General features: G+C 52.9%; 19 protein-coding genes and 1 pseudogene. 18 read left to right on the top strand and 2 right to left on the bottom strand.

Annotated elements, in window-relative coordinates; all coding sequences use genetic code 11:
- The first annotated feature begins 101 nt into the window (after positions 1–101).
- The gene (locus tag HWX74_RS18235) at positions 102–725 is read left to right on the top strand and encodes a hypothetical protein (RefSeq protein ID WP_176014996.1); all 624 of its coding nucleotides are present in this window, start codon (positions 102–104) and stop codon (positions 723–725) included.
- Positions 722–1,585, top strand: a complete 864-nt coding sequence (locus HWX74_RS18230) for a nucleotidyl transferase AbiEii/AbiGii toxin family protein (RefSeq protein ID WP_176014995.1) — start codon at positions 722–724, stop codon at positions 1,583–1,585. Before HWX74_RS18235 ends, HWX74_RS18230 begins: the two co-directional genes overlap by 4 nt.
- A 6-nt stretch (positions 1,586–1,591) precedes the next feature.
- Here the strand turns inward: HWX74_RS18230 and HWX74_RS18225 are convergent, their stop codons facing one another.
- Positions 1,592–1,993 (bottom strand): type II toxin-antitoxin system VapC family toxin, encoded by a 402-nt coding sequence (locus HWX74_RS18225; protein WP_217705022.1) that lies wholly within the window; start codon positions 1,991–1,993, stop codon positions 1,592–1,594.
- On the bottom strand, positions 1,993–2,220 hold the full coding sequence (locus tag HWX74_RS18220; RefSeq protein ID WP_176014993.1) for an antitoxin: 228 nt from the start codon (positions 2,218–2,220) through the stop codon (positions 1,993–1,995). Before HWX74_RS18220 ends, HWX74_RS18225 begins: the two co-directional genes overlap by 1 nt.
- A 475-nt stretch (positions 2,221–2,695) precedes the next feature.
- On the opposite strand from HWX74_RS18220, the gene HWX74_RS18215 reads away from it, so the two are divergent.
- The 16 genes and pseudogenes from HWX74_RS18215 to HWX74_RS18140 form a co-directional block, all read left to right on the top strand.
- Positions 2,696–3,292 carry a DUF6036 family nucleotidyltransferase gene (locus HWX74_RS18215; protein WP_176014621.1) on the top strand — a complete coding sequence of 199 codons (597 nt, stop codon included), beginning with the start codon at positions 2,696–2,698 and terminating at the stop codon, positions 3,290–3,292.
- The gene (locus HWX74_RS18210) at positions 3,279–4,268 is read left to right on the top strand and encodes a hypothetical protein (RefSeq protein ID WP_176014992.1); all 990 of its coding nucleotides are present in this window, start codon (positions 3,279–3,281) and stop codon (positions 4,266–4,268) included. The genes HWX74_RS18215 and HWX74_RS18210 overlap by 14 nt, the downstream gene beginning before the upstream one ends.
- 339 nt (positions 4,269–4,607) lie before the next feature.
- Complete coding sequence (locus HWX74_RS18205; protein WP_176014991.1) at positions 4,608–5,327, top strand: DUF1573 domain-containing protein; 720 nt, start codon at positions 4,608–4,610, stop codon at positions 5,325–5,327.
- Between the two features lie 27 nt (positions 5,328–5,354).
- Positions 5,355–6,455, top strand: a complete 1,101-nt coding sequence (locus tag HWX74_RS18200) for a hypothetical protein (RefSeq protein ID WP_176014990.1) — start codon at positions 5,355–5,357, stop codon at positions 6,453–6,455.
- Positions 6,452–7,048, top strand: coding sequence for a hypothetical protein (locus tag HWX74_RS18195; RefSeq protein WP_176014989.1), 597 nt, complete (start codon positions 6,452–6,454; stop codon positions 7,046–7,048). Before HWX74_RS18200 ends, HWX74_RS18195 begins: the two co-directional genes overlap by 4 nt.
- Positions 7,045–7,824, top strand: a complete 780-nt coding sequence (locus HWX74_RS18190) for a hypothetical protein (protein ID WP_176014988.1) — start codon at positions 7,045–7,047, stop codon at positions 7,822–7,824. Before HWX74_RS18195 ends, HWX74_RS18190 begins: the two co-directional genes overlap by 4 nt.
- Before the next feature lie 31 nt (positions 7,825–7,855).
- Positions 7,856–10,084 carry a secretin N-terminal domain-containing protein gene (locus HWX74_RS18185; protein ID WP_217705021.1) on the top strand — a complete coding sequence of 743 codons (2,229 nt, stop codon included), beginning with the start codon at positions 7,856–7,858 and terminating at the stop codon, positions 10,082–10,084.
- Positions 10,081–11,646 carry a GspE/PulE family protein gene (locus tag HWX74_RS18180; RefSeq protein ID WP_176014986.1) on the top strand — a complete coding sequence of 522 codons (1,566 nt, stop codon included), beginning with the start codon at positions 10,081–10,083 and terminating at the stop codon, positions 11,644–11,646. The genes HWX74_RS18185 and HWX74_RS18180 overlap by 4 nt, the downstream gene beginning before the upstream one ends.
- 1 nt (position 11,647) lies before the next feature.
- The gene (locus HWX74_RS18175; protein ID WP_176014985.1) at positions 11,648–12,841 is read left to right on the top strand and encodes a type II secretion system F family protein; all 1,194 of its coding nucleotides are present in this window, start codon (positions 11,648–11,650) and stop codon (positions 12,839–12,841) included.
- 52 nt (positions 12,842–12,893) lie between these two features.
- Positions 12,894–13,307 carry a type II secretion system major pseudopilin GspG gene (gene gspG / locus HWX74_RS18170; protein ID WP_176014984.1) on the top strand — a complete coding sequence of 138 codons (414 nt, stop codon included), beginning with the start codon at positions 12,894–12,896 and terminating at the stop codon, positions 13,305–13,307.
- 45 nt (positions 13,308–13,352) lie between these two features.
- Positions 13,353–13,712: a four helix bundle protein gene (locus HWX74_RS18165; protein ID WP_176014983.1), complete on the top strand. Its 360-nt coding sequence runs from the start codon at positions 13,353–13,355 to the stop codon at positions 13,710–13,712.
- Positions 13,713–13,933: 221 nt separating this feature from the next.
- Positions 13,934–14,371: a hypothetical protein gene (locus HWX74_RS18160; protein WP_176014982.1), complete on the top strand. Its 438-nt coding sequence runs from the start codon at positions 13,934–13,936 to the stop codon at positions 14,369–14,371.
- Positions 14,368–14,748, top strand: a complete 381-nt coding sequence (locus tag HWX74_RS18155; RefSeq protein WP_176014981.1) for a hypothetical protein — start codon at positions 14,368–14,370, stop codon at positions 14,746–14,748. Before HWX74_RS18160 ends, HWX74_RS18155 begins: the two co-directional genes overlap by 4 nt.
- Positions 14,745–15,377: a type II secretion system protein J gene (locus tag HWX74_RS18150; RefSeq protein ID WP_176014980.1), complete on the top strand. Its 633-nt coding sequence runs from the start codon at positions 14,745–14,747 to the stop codon at positions 15,375–15,377. Before HWX74_RS18155 ends, HWX74_RS18150 begins: the two co-directional genes overlap by 4 nt.
- Positions 15,374–16,366 carry a hypothetical protein gene (locus HWX74_RS18145; protein ID WP_176014979.1) on the top strand — a complete coding sequence of 331 codons (993 nt, stop codon included), beginning with the start codon at positions 15,374–15,376 and terminating at the stop codon, positions 16,364–16,366. Before HWX74_RS18150 ends, HWX74_RS18145 begins: the two co-directional genes overlap by 4 nt.
- A gap of 112 nt (positions 16,367–16,478) precedes the next feature.
- Positions 16,479–16,992: pseudogene (locus tag HWX74_RS18140) on the top strand (IS5 family transposase); the annotation flags it as partial.
- Positions 16,993–17,115: the final 123 nt, after the last annotated feature.

Raw genomic sequence — 17,115 nt, 5'->3', positions numbered from 1 at the left:
TGTTTATAACTTTAATTGTGTGTTTTGGCTTGAATATAACTTGAAATTATTCCGAATTTACTGCATAGTAAGTATCGAAAAATGATACATACTTGAAAATTATGAAAATTAAGCTTAGACAAAAAATTGAAGAAGACGTTTTCGATTACGTCCAGCTAACCTCGGTTCTTGCCGGGTATGGTAATATCCGGGCTAAGATCGGGCGTTTGTTGGCATCCGGTGAAATCATCCGGCTCAAGAAAGGGCTCTATACGTTTCCGGAATACCTTCGCAAAGCTCCGCTGAATTCCTGTGTCGTCGCCAATATGCTTTATGGCCCCAGCTACGTCAGTTGCGACTACGCTCTTTCATATTATGGGATGATTCCGGAAAAAGTTCAACTCGTTACTTCCATGACGGCCGGGCGATCGTGTGAATTTGAAACTCCGATTGGGAGTTTTGTCTATTTTTCGCGCCAGGCACAGGATTATTCCATCGGAATTGAAAGTGGAAATTCTGGAAACTGTAATTTTCTGATCGCATCACGGGAAAAGGCGATTTATGACAAAGCTCTGACTGACAAGCGTTTTACCGGAAACGACATCATGGCGTATTGTCTAGATGATTTGCGTTTGGAGGATGAAGCGTTGCATCGACTGAATTGTGAGGTTTTCATGGCGCTGCAAGCAGTAGCACGAGGAAAACTTGCTAAGCTCGTAAATTTTTTGTTGGAGATAAATCAATGAATCAGGTAATTCAGCAAATGCTTGCGCGTTACGAATGCCGAAATGAGAATGACTATATCAATGCAATCCGGGAAATCATGCAGGAACTGGCATTACAAGGATTGTGGCGCGGGAAGTTTTTTGAACACGCCGCGTTCTACGGAGGTACGGCGCTGCGGATACTCTATGGCTTGAATCGCGGTTCGGAGGATTTGGACTTTTCATTGCTGCATTCCGATAAAAAATTTAGAATATCTGATTATTCCGGTACATTGAAGCGGGAGCTGGCCGCTTTCGGATTTACGGTAGATTTTGTGGAAAAAGCAAAAACTCTGGATCCCAACATCGACTCCGCCTTTTTGAAAGCCAATACAAAAATACAACTGATTTCAATCGGTATGCCGGCGACATTAACCGATCACATTCATTCACGAAAAGAGTTGAAAATCAAACTGGAGATTGACATTGATCCACCTCCGGGCTTCCAAACCGAAGTAAAAGTTCTGCTACGCCCGATCCCGCATATGGTGCGCGTCTATACTCTTCCTGACCTGCTGGCCGGAAAGCTTCATGCTGTACTATGCCGGAAATGGCGTAATCGCTCCAAGGGTCGCGATTGGTATGACATGGTTTGGTATGCGGGAAATCATCCGCAAATCGACCTTGCCCATTTGGAACAGCGGATGCGCCAGTCGGGCGACTATCCGGACGATCAGCCGTTGACACTGGAACGGCTGCAGGCATTCCTGGGTAACGCCATAGATGAGTCCGGTATTGAGACGCTGAAAGCCGACGTCCGCCCTTTTATCCGGGATCAACAGGAGTTGGTCTTATGGAATAAGGATTTCTTCCGGCAGGTTATCAGAGAGTTTCATCCATAGTCACAATCACGCGCACCAGTTTTCAAGCTTTAACTTGGATATTCTGGAAAAATGGGCGGTGTTATTCGTAACCAGACACGCCTTCTCAGCCATAGCGGAAGCGGCGATCAGCATATCCATATTGCCGATGGGAGTACCGGAAAGTTCCAACTGTTGACGGATCATGGCATATTGCACTGCCGCCTCCGAATGCCATGGGCGAACATCAACAAGCTGCTGAAACAGATCAACGGCCACAGTCAAGCGGGGAGAGTTTTTCTTTGCCGCGCCAAACAGCAGCTCCGCAAGAGTTATAGATGAAATGCATAACTGATTTTTGTGTGCTTTGACTTGCTCAATCAAGGCCCGGTTCGCACCCTTGATAATATAACTGCATGTGTCGGTATCGAGCATGTAAAGCTTCTTCATCAAAATATCTCCCGTCCCTGAATTGATTGCACCGCTTCGCGGTCAAGTTCAAAATCAGGACAGGTGTGATTGGCAAAAAAATCATCCCAGGAAGCCTCCTTGCAAGGAGTTAAAATAACGCTGTCTCCCTGCTTGCGGATGTTGACCATACTAGTATTGAAACGGAAATGCTTCGGAATTCGCACTGCCTGGGAACGTCCGGTTTTAAATACTTTTGCAATTTCCATAACTGCACCTCTTATTTATCTTCTGATATCTATTTGAAGTATATATCATTCATCAAAATAAGTCAAGTCACTAAAAAGAGAAATTCCATAAATAACGCCACGTGCAAGTTTTGGAAGGAGTCGATCGATCGACTTCCGACTGTGCATCAGCCGCCTGGTCGAGAGCGTACCGTCCCTGGCCGAAGGCGGCGGGCTACGGCAGTGCGGTCTTTCTCCTCCGGGAGCATAATTCAGCACAACGGCCCCTCGATGAAAATTTCCTCGGATATCTATCAATATATAAATCGCAGTCCAGGCAGCGTAATTTCTCAGCAAAGATTAAGTGCCCTGATAATTACAGAAGCATCTGATTTTCAATATTCAAACGGCGCTTTTCAGAAAACAGAATTTTCAACTTTTAAATTAATATAGAGATTTGATTTTTGACGGCTCAATGCTATTTTACAGAAAAACCCATATAAAATAGGGGAATTTCATGAATAACATCAATAAGTCGATTGATGGGTCAAAACTGGCTGAAGCATTGAATTTGCTTAATGAGAGGCTGATATTGGATGATGCTCCGCACACTGAATTGGTGGTTTGCGGAGGATCCGCACTGATTGCAACGGGGCTGGTTCCCCGGACGACTCGTGATATTGACATCATCGCGTTGATGGACGCCGATGAATTGAAAGAGTCGGAGCCATTGCCTGAATACTTGATCCGCGCGGCAGACATCGTCGGACACTCGCTGGAATTACCTGTCGATTGGCTGAACAATGGTCCGGCTTCGCAATTCCGCATGGGCTTGCCGGAAGGGTTTCAAACGCGGCTGTCGACAGTAGTGATCGGGAAACAGCTCACCATGCATTACATCAGCCGTTACGATCAAATCTTTTTCAAAACCTATGCATCAGCGGATCGCGGCGGCTATCATGTCAGCGATCTTCGGGCGTTGACGCCCTCGGAAGAAGAACTGATCGCGGCGGCAAAATGGTGCATGACGCAGGACGTCTCGCCTGAATTCCGTGAAATTCTAAAAAGCATGTTCTTTCAATTGGGGTGGAAAAATGTCAGTGGCAGAATTTAAATCCCGCTATTTTGACGCACTGCTGAATCTTGTATGGCGTCAATGGACGCGTTTGGGAATCCCCGGACACATCGATGATGGGATACAGCAGCACTATGTTATTGATCCGGAGGTTCTCCTGCTGTTTTCCGCATGGTTCTGCCGTTATGATCAACGGCTATACGATCTTGTGATTGACTGGCTGCGGCTCAACGGCAACTTTATCAACCTTCAGCGAATCAAATCGCTGGGGAAAAAAGTTTATCGTTTTGATTCCGCCTCGCTGGGCGTTATGGTCAATGCCATGAGCGACCAGGGGGAGCGTCGCTGGACAAAATTTGCCGAGGACCTTTTGCCATCCGGTAACGCTTCTCCTGTTCCGCTGTTTCGAAATTTTGACGGACAGCCTAACGATTTTCAGCGAACAGCAGATGAAAGGGCGCTGAGATACGGTCTTATCCGCAACCCTTATCTCCCCTCCGGAAAAGTCGCTTCTTTCCCTGTCGGTGAAGCAACTTTTTTACTTCAATTACGAGGAGCGTTCGGGCTTTCCGCCAGAGCCGAGACGATTCTCGCTTTACTGAACAAAGACATCTGCAAAATTCAGGACATTGCCAATATCAGCGGTTTTTCCTGGAAATCCGTTCAGGACGTGCTGGCCGAGTTGAGTTCAGCATCCATCGTGGCGACTCACGGAGAGGGAAAGCGCGGACGATATTATTTTTTGAAAAACCCCAAAAATCTCCTTAACCTGTTTGAACAGCAGAAGGCATCATTTCCGAATTGGCTGCATATTTATGATGCTCTGAGCATCGTTTTTGACACGATAGCCAATCCTCGTTTGGAGGGTTTGTCGGAACGGACGGTTTCCGGAGAAATCAGACGCATGTTTGAAGAGCAAATCGGAGAATCTCTCCTGGATGTCGGCGTTAACGAACTGAAATTTCTGAATCCCGGCAATCTTGATCATCTGGTGGACGTAATCGCTGTACTCTAAAAAATAATCGGCTCGCGCATAATCTCCCCATTCCCGAAATTTTATGGCGGCGAGCGCGTGCCGGTTTCAATATACTTCTGAAATAAATACGAAAATCGCCTCCGTAAAACTGAAATGATGTATGAAAGTATCGGAAAGCGATACTTACCGGTCAATTCTCTGCAATCAATCCCAATCAACAAACAGGAAAATATGTAAAGGATCGTTTTAGTCCATCGGCTCGACCATTTCAAATTTTTGGTAAAAAAGATACGCATTTCGATTGCAAAACAATTTTGCACATGTAGTATTGTTTCATGGATTGGTTCTTACTTTAATTAACACTGAAGGTATGAAGCAATGAAATGGGGTATGGGAGCATTGGTATTATTCAACGCGTTCATGTCTATTTCGTATGCCGGACCTCAACTCGAATTGGATTCCGCTTCCGCCGATTTCGGTACTTTCCCGGCCAATCAACAGCAGTCAACCGAATTTATTCTCACCAATATCGGCGACGAGCCGCTGGATATCAAAAGTATCCGCAGCACCTGCGGCTGCGCGGTCGGCAAGCTCGAACAGACGGAATTGCAGCCAGGAGATTCCGCGAAACTGGCCGCATCAATTGTGCCGGAATCAATTGCCGGGCCGTTCGCCAAGGCGCTGTTCATTCAGAGCAACGATCCGGCCGGGCCCAAAACGATCACTTTGCGCGGCAACTCGATTCCGTTGATCACGGTAAAACCGCAACCGATGATTTACGCCGGCACTCTGACCGCCGGTCATGGATGGCGGCAGGAATTTCTGCTGGAAACCTCGCAACCGGTCAAATTCGGAGACGTATCAATTGAAGGTCTGCCGGGGGCCGAGGTGACCATTTGCCTTCAGAAAACTCATGGTGAAGCGGAAGAAAATTCCTCCGTCGCTCCGCTTCAAAACTCTTATCTTGTCACCGTGAGCTTTACGCCCGGCGACGGGCTTGAACAGTTTCGCGGTTCCATACAACTGCCGGTCATGGAGCCGGCCGGCTGGAAACCGGCGGAATTATTCATATACGGACAAATCGCAGAAGATAACTAACTTTAACTGTAACCGAGAGGGAATACAGTGCCGAAGTGTAAGCTTATTGTCTGTAACCGCAATGGGTCATTGACCGGTATCGTAGCCGAACGCACCGGCAAATCCGGGCAATGCTTGATCAGTATTCCGGATGGCGGGACTGAACGAAGCAACGGGTTTTCTGTGGTCGTGGCGGTTGCCGCGTTTTCCAATTATGCGTGCTTCGAACTGATATTGCCCCAAACCGGTTATTCCGAATTAACCAACCTGTTGAAGTTTGAACTGCCGCGCCGGGTTCCATATCCGGCCGCGGAAATGACGGTGTTCTGCCGTAAATTTTCAGCGGCGGGCGGCAAACAACGGGTTCGGGTGTTCGCGGTAAAAACTTCCGAATGGAACGGCGTACTGGAAACGCTTCAGGGAGTTAAATTGGATGCGATCGTTCATCCTTTCATGGCGTTGCCGGCTGATCTTGATTCGCCGGTTTATCTGCCGGAGTTCGAACCCGACTATCTCTGGTGTAAAGACAGTGATTTATGGGAAATGCGCCTGAAAGACGATGATGAGGTCGAGCCGGCCGGCAACCGGCCGGCGTCGATCGCGGAGTACGCCTTGTCAGCGGAGTTTCAGCGCGACAAGAAGTATCTGTCGGCATTGCCGCCCGGATTGCAGATCCAACGCTATCGTTGCTGGAAGATCGCGGCGGCAATACTGGCGGTATTTGCAGTTTTATCGGCAGTCGTTTTGGGTTACTTGCATATCATTGACCGCCGGAATGTCGCCATGGCGGTCCAACGGGAAGTGGACGAAGCCGGTTATCGGCTCGAATACCTGACGCAAGCTCTGGAACAAAGCCGGGCGGTCAGTGAAACGGCGGCGAAAATACTCGACGGGCTGAATGACGTCGACCCGTTGCCGGTGATGGCGCAATTGACCCGCAGCCTGCCGGATACGGCCTGGATCACCAGTTTCCGGACCGGCAACGGCGATCTGGCGGTAACGCTGTCGGTATCCGGCAACACCGAACCGGTCAACACAGCGTTGAATCAACTGCCGGGCTTTGCCATGGACAGTCTGCGGCAGCAGACCAATCCGGACGGCAGCGCGACGCTTTACGTCACGCTGAAACAAGCCGGAGGCGTACAATGAACCGGTTAAAACAGTTGTGGCGGGAGCAGCGGAGAATTGTTTTGATTGCCGGGGTGATTTTGCTGTTGGCGGTGATTTCCCTGGCGGTGAACCTCAATTCTATCAAGCGCAATGTCGGCGCCGGAGGTTCAACCGCGACCGAACTGGAAACGCTGAAATTGACGCAAACAGAACTGCGGAGATTGAATAAAGAATACCAGATGATGCAACAGCCGATAGCGCGGATGCAGAATATGAAACCGTCATGCTGGCAGCCGGAGAACGGCAACCCGGCCGTCGAAATCCGCCGCCAGGTCGAAGCGGCGGCCCAGGCGGCGGGAATCATGTTGAAATCAATCGGCACGCTGCAACGGGCGAAGCTGGCCGACGGCGTCGACAGTTTCGAAATGACGGTCAACGGCGACGCGCAATTGCCGGAGATCCTGAAATTCCTGGCCGAATTGAAGGAACGCGGCGCCTATTACCGGTGGAAAAACATGACGATCAATCCCGACAACATCAATGCGCCGAATTACCTGATGCTGAACGGCACGATCAAAGTGATCGCCGTTTCGGAGGACGCGGCGAATCAACTGTGGGGAGATGGACAATGAAATTGTTTCTCTCCATTGCAATGGTGATTTTGGCCATTCTATTGCTGCTGATCGGCATCGGCCTGGTCGGATTTGAGGAGACGCCGCTGCCGGAAATTTTAACTCAGACGCCGCCGTTGCCGGAGCTGCCGGCCGTGAAGGCGGTATCCTCCCCGGCGGGGTACGACTTATTGGAAATGACCGCTCGCAGTTTATTCGATCCGTTGCGCGGCAAGGCCAAACCGGCGACAGCAGAGGCAGAAAATGCGCAGAACCAGGCGCCGAAATTCATTTTGGTCGGCATTTGCATGATGGATGACGGCGCCGGCGCGATCATTGAAAAAATGCAGCAGGCGCCGGGCAACTCCGCCGGCGAAAAACGATATTTTAAAACCGGAGATGAAGTTGCGGACGGCTTTATATTGAATGAAGTTGGAGAAAGTGGTGTGACGTTGAAACGGGATAATGAGCGGCTGGAGCTGGCGATCGGCCGCACCCGGTTCGGCGAACAGGCAAAGAAATTCCAGATTTCACTTGAACAACAGGCTCAGGCCGATAAGCAGCCGGAGACGCTTGTGGCGGCGCCGGCCGGCAGTTTGGAAGACCCCCCAAATGCTTCCGTTGTTGAGGCGCCAACGGTAAATTCCGAAGATACCTCCAAAGCGTCGGAATTACCCGGAGTTGAAGCGGTTGCGGCGGAAGCGGCAAAGCAATCACCGGAAGATAAACCGCCGCCGGAAGAACCGGTCGAGCCGGAGCCCTTGCCGGCGCCCGGACAAAAATTTAATAAAAAATGATGATATAAAATGGGGAAGAACGGAGCGGATGATGAATTGGAAGAACCTATTTCTACTGATGACCGGCACGGCCTTGTTGCTGCATGCCGGCTGTAAATCAACCGGCTCGGAAGAGGAAACGGAACCGGTACCGGAGCAAAGCGATTATTCGATCCTGGTTGATACGCCCGACCGGGTAATCGATGGAGCGTCCGACGCCGAAGAGATCGTCCGGGCCGGGCTGGATTCGACCGGAACGGATGCGGTTGAAGAGCCTGAGCTGTCAACCAAACCGGTCAACAGTTCCATTTTCGAGCCGGCGGTCGAATTGAAGCAATCCAAAGATGCGATATACAAAGCATTGTTCGCCGAGGCGAATGAGCAGGCGTTGATCAAAGTCAACATCAATTTCGACGCGGCGAATCTGGCCGATGTGATTCCGGCTTTCGCCGGCCCGCTGAACCTGAATTACATTATCGACTCGGAAGTGGCCGGCACCGTAACAATGGCGGTCAACAGTTCGATGACCAGCCGGGAGGTCTGGACGCTGTTCGAGCAGATTTTGACCCTCGCCAACGCCTACTGCGAGCTGGACGGCAAAGTGCTGCATATTCGCCCGTTGACTAAAATCGCCAAAGAATCCGGTTTTTTGAAAGACGGTTCCAACATCGAAGTCAGGCTGGTGCCGCTGAAACATATCGCCGCCGCCTCAATGGTAACTCAGCTCGCCAAGTTTACCGGCAGTGAGAATGCGGTAACGGCGCTGGAACAGCAGAACGCGCTGCTGGTGGTGGAAACCGGGCCGAATCTGGAACGGTTGCTGGTCTTGATCGCCGAGCTGGACGCCAAGCCGAAGGCCGGCTGGTCGCAGCTTGTGCTGCCCTGCCGCAATGTTTCCAGCGACCGGATCAAAGAGGAGCTGCTGGCGGTGCTGCCGGTGTTGGGCTTCCCGGCCGCGGACGGCGACAACAAAGAGGCCGATCCCGGCGCGATTTCGATTGTCAGCATTCCCCGGATTCAGGTGATCGCCGCTTCCGCCGCAACGCCGGAAGCGCTGGAAGAGTTGCGCAAATGGGTGCTGCAATTGGACAAGGGAGACACCGGCGAGCAGGAACGGGTTTTCGTCTATGATGTGATCAATGCCGACGCCGGGGAGCTGCTGCAGGCGCTGTCGGCGATGTTCCCGGTGGAAGGGTCAGTGCTGAAGGTTTCCGGCGGTTCGGAGGGAGCGGCTAATACCAGTTCGGAATCGGCGACTGGACGCAACGCCGATAAAAAGACCGACGACAAAGGCAACCCGGTATCCGACAGCGGCAATCTCTTCGACAATACCCTGTATGTGTTCGCCGACGCCAAGAACAACCGGATGTTGATCCGAACCACGCCGCGCGTCTATTCGATGGTCAAGGCGATTCTGAACCGGATCGACACGATTCCCGACCGGATTCTGATGCAGGTGCTGGTGGTGGAAATCGAGTTGAGCGATTCCAACGAGTTCGGGATTGAGTTTTCCGGCAAAGGTTCCGGCGGCAACACCGAATCGATTTTCGGGACCAACTTTGATGCGTTGTCGCCCGGCGGCGAAAATCCGCAGACCGGGGGGCGGTTTTACATTTACAACCCGGACAACCCGGACGAAAAATTCGGCTACATCCGGGCGATTGCCGGGCGCAACAAACTGAAAGTTCTCTCCAGCCCGCAGATCATCGCCACCAGCCATTCCGAGGCGAAAATTTCGGTCGGCAAGCAGGTGCCGATCGTCACCAGCGACATCACCGACACCGCCAGCAGCGTAATTCCGGACAACACCTCGCTGCGGCGTTCTTATCAATACAAGGATACCGGCATTATCCTGACGGTCACGCCGAAAACCACCAAGGGCGGCTTGATCGCGATGGACGTCGAACAGGTGATTTCAGAGGCGGTGGACAACACCCTGAAAGGCATCGATTCGCCGATCATCAAAGAAGATGAACTCAAAACTTCATTGTCTTTCCGTTCCGGCCGGACGCTGATCATGGGCGGACTGATCAAGGAAAAGCATAATTTCACCAACAGCTCGATCCCGGTGATCGCCGATATCCCGTTTTTGCGTTCATTGGTCGGCAATACCTCACAATCGGTCGAACGTACTGAAATTCTGGTGCTGATCACCGCGACGATCATCACCGAAGACAGCGGGCTGCAGGCAATGATACGACGTTACCGCAACGCCGTCGATGAAATCAAAAAATTTGAGCATAAACAATTCAATGCCGAATCGGGAACGGAAAAAGAATGAACGGCTGGCGCAACAAGCTGATTGCACTTTTACAGCCGGCCCATCCGGATTACCGGGAGGCGTCCGGCGACAACGACTGGCGGCTTTGCGCCGCCGGCGAATTCACCGAGCTTGAACTGTTGCAGGCATACGCGCAGGCCGCCGGCTTGCCGGCGCTGGAAGAGGAGGAAATTTCCAATCCGGTTCAGCCGTTTCCGAATCTGTCGGCCGAATATTTGAATTTCCATTGCTGTCTGCCGTATCAATGGGACGACGGCGAGTTGTTGCTGCTGGTATGTGATCCGTATTGCATCGAACAACATAAAGTCTTTTTCAGGCAATTTTACGGCCTGAATGCCGAATTCACCCTGATGCGGCGCAGTTTGCTGGAGCGGTTGCTCAACGACGTTTATTTCTCCGCCCATGAGGACGTCGTCGCGGAGGATGAGGAATCGCTGCGCAACCTGGCCAGCGAAGCCAAGGTGGTGCGGCTGGTCAACGAGATGTTCACTCAGGCGGTCGAGCGCCGGGCCAGCGATATTCACGTCGAGCCGGAAGAGAGCATCCTGATCATCCGGTTCCGGATCGACGGGGTGATGCACGAATACCTGAGCTGTCCGATCACCCAGTATCCGGCGATCGCCTCGCGGATCAAGCTGGTCAGCGGCTTGAACATCGCCGAAAGCCGGCTGCCGCAGGACGGCCGCACCAAAATACAGCTCGGCCGCGCCGACATGGACGTCCGCGTCAGCACCATCCCAACCATGAACGGCGAAAGCATCGTATTGCGGCTGCTCAGCAAGGAGGCGATTTCGTTTGATCTCAATGTGGTCGGGATGAACAAGGCGATGCGGCAAAAATTTGAGAACCTGATCCGGATACCGCACGGCATCATCCTGGTGGTCGGGCCGACCGGCAGCGGCAAATCGACGACGCTCTACAGCGTCGTCACCCAGTTGAACGATTATAAGCGCAAGATCATCACCATTGAGGACCCGGTGGAATACAAGCTGGAGCGGTTGACCCAGATGCAGGTCAACGCCGACATCGGCGTGACCTTCGCCGCCGGGCTGCGTTCGATCGTCCGGCAGGACCCGGACATCATTCTGGTCGGTGAAATCCGCGACCGGGAGACCGCCGACATCGCGATCAACGCCGCGCTGACCGGCCATCTGGTGTTGAGCACCTTGCACACCAATGACGCGGCCGGGGCGATCAGCCGGCTGCTGGATATGGGAGTCGAGCATTTTCTGCTCGCTTCGGCGCTGGCCGGGGTTCTGTCGCAGCGGCTGGTGCGCAAAATCTGTCCGCATTGTCACGGCAACGGCATCGATGTGAATAAAACGGATAACCGCTGCCGCAATTGCGGCGGCACCGGCTTCCGGGGGCGGACCGGCATCTTCGAGCTGCTGCTGATCGATGACGACATCCGCCGGGCGGTCAATGAGCGGCGCTCCAGCAACGAAATCGAAAAAATCGGCATCCGCAACGGCATGGAGCCGTTGGTCGACGACGGCATGGCCAAAGTCGCCGCCGGCATCACCACCGAAGCGGAAGTAAAACTCGCGGCGACCGAGGTGTAAAGTGGCGCTGTACAAGTACAAGGCGATCGACAATACCGGCAAAAACGCTGAAGTTCTGATCGAAGGCGACGGCCCGGACGACGCGCTGAACCGGCTGCGCGGCCGCGGGTTGCTGCCGGTTGAGAGTTACGGTGAAGTCTCCAACCTCAAACAATCTTTATTCAGCCGCGACAAATTCAATGTCCATATGTTCACCAACCGGCTGGCGCCGCTGCTGCAGGCGCATATCCGGCTGGAACGGGCGTTGGCGATCATTGCCAACCACGAAACCCATGCGGCCAACAAACAGGTGATTCTGGAGCTGCGCAAAGGGCTGCATGAGGGCAAGAAGTTTTCCGAACTGATCCGCGGGCACGGCAACCGTTTTCCGCGGCTTTACGCCAATCTGATTGAAACCGGCGAACAGACCGGCTGCATGGCCGAGGTCGTCGCCGAGTTGCAGCGTTTTTTAAACGAGTCGAAAGAACAGCGCGATTTTTTAATTACCAGCGCGATTTATCCGGTGACGATCCTGCTGGTGACTTCAGGGGTGATTGTGTTGATGTTCACCGTTTTCATCCCGCGCTTTTCGCAGATTTTTCTCGATATGGGCAAAAAACTGCCGCTGCCGACCGAAATCATGCTTACCACCAGCCGGGTGATCAATTTCCTGTGGCCGGTGTGGATTTTTCTGTTGATTGGCATCATCTGGTGCTTCGTACAAATCCGGCGCGGCGGTAAAGCGAAACTCATCTGGGATCGATATATCCTGAAATTTCCGGTATTGGGAAGTCTGTTGAAGACCATTGAGATCAGCCGTTTCATCCGCACGCTTTCCATCCTGCTCGGCAACCATGTCCCGATGCTGGACACGATCCGGATCGGCTCCAAAGTGATCGGCAATACCGCGATCGCCGCCAGCTTTGACAATCTGTCCGGCGAAGTCCGGGCCGGCAACAAGTTGTCGGCGGCGCTGCGGCACAGCGCCTACATGCCGGGCGATGCGATTCAGATGTTGGAAGTCGGCGAGGAATCCGGCCGGGTCGGCGAGATGCTTTCAAAAGTCTCCGACGAACAGGAAAAACAGGTCAAGCTGGAAATCAAACGGCTGCTGGCGCTGTTCGAACCGGCGGTGATCATCATCTTGGCGCTGGTGATTCTGCTGGTGGTCGTCTCAATTTTTCTCGCGGTCATGGAAATGAATCAGATTAATTAGTTCAAAGTCGTAAGTTAAAAGTTGAAAGTTGTAAGTTAATTGGGAGGTTGTCATGAAGGCGTTTACGTTGATCGAAATGGTTATCGTGGTGGTGATTATCGCATTGCTGGCGAGCATTGCGACGCCGCTGTATTTCAGGCATGTCGCTTCGAGCAAAGCGGCGACGGCTAAAGCGCAGATCCAGATGTTCGAACAGGCGATCGCCGACTACCGGCTCGATGTCGGCAAGCTGCCGACCCAGGCTCAGGGGCTCAAAGCCCTGATTGAAAAACCGGGCGATATCAAGGAATGGAAAGGACCCTATATTAAGGGCGTTCCGTTCGACCCGTGGAATAATCCGTATGTCTACCGCAATCCTGGCCTCAAGGGTGAATTCGACATCCTCAGCTACGGCGCCGACGGCCGGGCCGGCGGCTCTGACAACGACGCCGACATCGGCAACTGGATTGATACGCCGCAACAGTAGCTGCGGGAAGTTGAAAGTAATAAAGTTAAAAGTAGGGATTGACGAATGGCCGGGTTTGAAGAGTTGCTGGTCTGGAAACGAAGCTGTCAGTTGACGGTGCTGGTTTATAAGGTTTTGAGCGGTTGTCGTGACCGCGGCTTTTACGACCAGATTACCCGGGCGGCGGTCTCCATTCCGTCCAATATAGCCGAAGGCGCCGAACGGCAGACCCGGAAAGAATTTATCCATTTTTTGTATATAGCCAAGGGATCCGCAGCAGAGTTGCGCACTCAACTCTATTTGGTTCATCAATTGAATATTGGCTCAAAACAAGAAATTATCCCGTTGATACAGGAAGTAAAAGAGATTTCTAATATGCTTCAGGGATTGATTTCAAATGTAAAAATTGCAAAGCCGGTCAAATGAGTAAAATCAACCCCTATTTCCCATTTTCAACTTTTAACTTCAAGCGTTTCTCAGAACGTTATCAATTCCCCTACTCCCGTTTTCGTTCCCGCTTTCCACTTTCGATTTTCGACTTCAAGCACTTTTCAGAATGTTATCATTTCCCCCGCTCCCGTTCCCGCTTTCAACTTTCAACTTTCAACTTTACACTTCTTGAACTGATAATCGTCGTCACCATTATCATGCTGGCGGCCGGAGTCGCCATCGCCCGGGTCGGCCGTGCGCCGACGGCCGCGACGCTGGAGCGGTCGGTACGGGAGCTGGAGCGGCTGTTTGCGCAGACGAGTTACCTGGCGTCAACCCACGGCAAACCGGTGGTGTTGGCCTATCTGCCGGAGCTCCGACAGTTTCGTATTCGGGAGGTAGCTGACGATCCGGCAACCGGCAACCGGGAATATCTGTTGAATCAAACCTATTCGTTGACGTTACCGGCCGATATGACGGTTGAGTTTTCCGGCGATCACCACCATAATGAACCGATTGAGTACCGCTGCCGGCCGGACGGCGCGACAGTCGGGCCGGCCATGACACTGCAATTGTCGCAGAGCAAAGTCAAAATGCAACCGTCGCCGCTGACCGGCCAACTGCGGCGAACTGATAATGCGCGGAGGCGGCGGTGAGGAAATTTACACTGATTGAAGTGGTAATCGCGTTGACGCTGCTGGTCGGCGGCGTGCTGGCCGCAACGCAGATGATGAGCATGGGCAGCAACCGCTGTGCCCGGTCGGAAACCGAGTGGAACGAGCAACATATGCTGTCGCAGGCCGCCGAATATTTCCTGCTGGCCGAACCGCGCGCCGATCTGCCGGAGCGTTTTTTCCCGTTTCCGGACTATACCGCCCGGGCGGATTACCGGTTGGCCGACCGCTTGCCGCCGGAAGTGAAAAACGAACGCGGCGAATGGCAGCTCGCGGTGATGACCGTGACTTTGAATTATCGCGGGCGGGAAGTAAAATCGCTGGAAATGAACCGGATCGTCCGAAAGAAAGACCTATGAAACGCCGCTTTACGCTGTTGGAACTCAGCATCGCCGTCGGGATTCTGGCGGTGGTGATGGCGGTGGCCGGCATGGCGCTTCAGGGCGCGCAGCAAACCTGGCGCAAGGTGTCGGAACAAGACGGGCGGCTCCGACAATATCAGGCGATCGACCGGATCGCGGAGACGGCTTTTCGCAACGCGATTCCATTTAACTGGCAAGACCGGAACAATAAAGAGGCGCTTTGCTTCGACGGTAAAAGCGATTCGGTGATGCTGCCGTATCTGCACCGGATCGGCAACCGGGAACTCGGGGCGATCCGTTTTCTGCGGCTTTACGTCAGAGACGGCGGCCTGTATGCCGAATACCGTCACACGCCGGTCATTCCGCTGGAATCGGACCACGACGACAATTTTGAGCTGGAGCTATTGGCCGACAACGTGAAGGCAATCAAGCTCTGCTATGCCGATTACGACAAGGAAAAACTGGTCTGGCATGACTCATGGGACAACGACCGACTGAAAAATCTGCCGGTGGCGTTACAGTTGGAGGTGGAATTTGCCGACGGCGCGAAGCAGGTCTGGCTCCGCCGAACCGCCGGCAACAGTTTTTACGAGCAACTGAGAACCAGGAAAGCTCCCCTGCCATGACCGCCGACCAGCCAACCAACCAGGCCGGCGTCGCGCTGATCGCGGTGCTCGGCGTATTGTCACTGTTGGCGTTACTGACCGCTACTGTGGCGGCGGTGTCGCAGACGCAGCGGCTGCGCACCGCTACATTGACCGGCGGCGCGGCGTCGGTTTATGCCGACGAAAGCGCCGCAAAACTGGCGATCTGGCTGCTGATGAGCGACAAAGCGCAATTCTCCGACCGGACGCTGAACGGCAAAGTTGAAACCGATCTTGCCGTGGAACGTTATCTGGCCGACGGCCGGCCGCACGAACTGGAGTTGAACGGCCGGAAATACACGGTGCGAATTTACGACATGTTCTCCGGGATTACGGTTTCCGGGGCCAATCCGGAAAATGCGTTCGGGTATCTTTCCAGACGCTATGCCGACGATCCGGCCAGGCTGGACAAACTGGAAACCTTCAAAAACCGGCTGGCCGATTATGTCGACGCCGATGACCTGATCAGGCTGAACAGCATAGAACGTACCGACTACGACTGCCGGGGGATGCGGCCGCTGCCGCGCAACGGCGCTATGCAGTACCGGGAGGAGTTGCTCTGGATACCCGGCGGGGAAGAGTTCATTTTGGGAGACGGGAAAGGCATTTTATCGATGATCAATCCGATTCCGGAGCCCGGCGGCTATCTGCCGGGCGGCAAGCCGAATCTGCTCTGCGCTCCGCCGGAGCTGATTCGCGATAAGTGCGACCTGACGCCTTCCGAGGTGGAGATCGTCAAGGAAGGAGTGCGGCAGATTAAAGACGACGGCGTAACCTTTGATGACGCTTTTATGCAGTACGCCGGCATGCGCGAGCGTCTGAAACAGGAATTTTCGTTAACGGAATCCGGCACCTACACGATCATGGTTTCACCGGCTGAAAGCGCCGGCAGGACGCTGATTATCACGCTGCCGGTTTCGGCAAATCTGCCGCCGGAGAAGATTAAATTTTTACAACATCAATGGCTATGAAAACATTGCTTTTACTTTTAGAACTTATCAACTAATAATTGGCAATTGTAATATTGCAGTGCTATAGTATCTCCCAACCTTAAACCGAAGACGAAGCATGGCATAAGAGCGACTGAAAACCTGGGAAATAAGCGATGAATTTTGGAACAAGGTTGAACCGAATATTCCAGTCCATCCTCGCGTACCGGGGAAGCAGTATCGCCGTAAGCCTGGAGGAGGCAAGAAATCCCGCTATAGCGACCGGCTTTATTTTTCGGCCATCGTTTATGTGCTCCGAACCGGGATTATTTGGAACGCTTTGCCGCGCCTTCAGTTTGACAACATTACCTCGCAAGCTGTGCATAAAAAATTCATGCAATGGTCGCGTGCGGGATTTTTTCAGAAGCTCTGGCACGCAGGTCTTATGGAATATGATGAAATGGAGGGAATTGCCTGGGAATGGCAATCCGCCGACGGTACGCAGAGCAAAGCCCCGCTTGCCTTGGACGCTGTCGGCCCCAATCCCACGGACAGGGGGAAAAAATGGAAGTAAAAGGAACTTATTGGTAGACGCGAATGGCATCCCGTTGTCGCTCGTCGCAACCGGAGCCAACCGGCACGATAGCGCAGTATTTGACGAACTTCTTTGGAATCGCGTCGTTCCTTTGGATTTCGGCCATGCTGAATCCCTTGAGCAAAATCTCTGTCTGGATGCAGGATACTTTGGCTAACCTCAATACTGCTTACTTAATTCTTGAAGATTATTGATT

It is taken from the genome of Victivallis sp. Marseille-Q1083 (genome assembly GCF_903645315.1).
GTDB lineage: Bacteria > Verrucomicrobiota > Lentisphaeria > Victivallales > Victivallaceae > UMGS1518.
This window is presented reverse-complemented; position numbering and strand designations above follow the sequence as displayed.

Bases quoted from the DNA above. Each gene is read 5' to 3' on its own strand.
- HWX74_RS18235 (WP_176014996.1), top strand. From the start codon at position 102: ATGAAAATTAAGCTTAGACAAAAAATTGAAGAAGACGTTTTCGATTAC.
- HWX74_RS18230 (WP_176014995.1), top strand. From the start codon at position 722: ATGAATCAGGTAATTCAGCAAATGCTTGCGCGTTACGAATGCCGAAAT.
- HWX74_RS18225 (WP_217705022.1), bottom strand. From the start codon at position 1,993: ATGAAGAAGCTTTACATGCTCGATACCGACACATGCAGTTATATTATC.
- HWX74_RS18220 (WP_176014993.1), bottom strand. From the start codon at position 2,220: ATGGAAATTGCAAAAGTATTTAAAACCGGACGTTCCCAGGCAGTGCGA.
- HWX74_RS18215 (WP_176014621.1), top strand. From the start codon at position 2,696: ATGAATAACATCAATAAGTCGATTGATGGGTCAAAACTGGCTGAAGCA.
- HWX74_RS18205 (WP_176014991.1), top strand. From the start codon at position 4,608: ATGAAATGGGGTATGGGAGCATTGGTATTATTCAACGCGTTCATGTCT.
- HWX74_RS18195 (WP_176014989.1), top strand. From the start codon at position 6,452: ATGAACCGGTTAAAACAGTTGTGGCGGGAGCAGCGGAGAATTGTTTTG.
- HWX74_RS18190 (WP_176014988.1), top strand. From the start codon at position 7,045: ATGAAATTGTTTCTCTCCATTGCAATGGTGATTTTGGCCATTCTATTG.
- HWX74_RS18185 (WP_217705021.1), top strand. From the start codon at position 7,856: ATGAATTGGAAGAACCTATTTCTACTGATGACCGGCACGGCCTTGTTG.
- HWX74_RS18180 (WP_176014986.1), top strand. From the start codon at position 10,081: ATGAACGGCTGGCGCAACAAGCTGATTGCACTTTTACAGCCGGCCCAT.
- gspG (WP_176014984.1), top strand. From the start codon at position 12,894: ATGAAGGCGTTTACGTTGATCGAAATGGTTATCGTGGTGGTGATTATC.
- HWX74_RS18165 (WP_176014983.1), top strand. From the start codon at position 13,353: ATGGCCGGGTTTGAAGAGTTGCTGGTCTGGAAACGAAGCTGTCAGTTG.
- HWX74_RS18160 (WP_176014982.1), top strand. From the start codon at position 13,934: ATGCTGGCGGCCGGAGTCGCCATCGCCCGGGTCGGCCGTGCGCCGACG.
- HWX74_RS18150 (WP_176014980.1), top strand. From the start codon at position 14,745: ATGAAACGCCGCTTTACGCTGTTGGAACTCAGCATCGCCGTCGGGATT.
- HWX74_RS18145 (WP_176014979.1), top strand. From the start codon at position 15,374: ATGACCGCCGACCAGCCAACCAACCAGGCCGGCGTCGCGCTGATCGCG.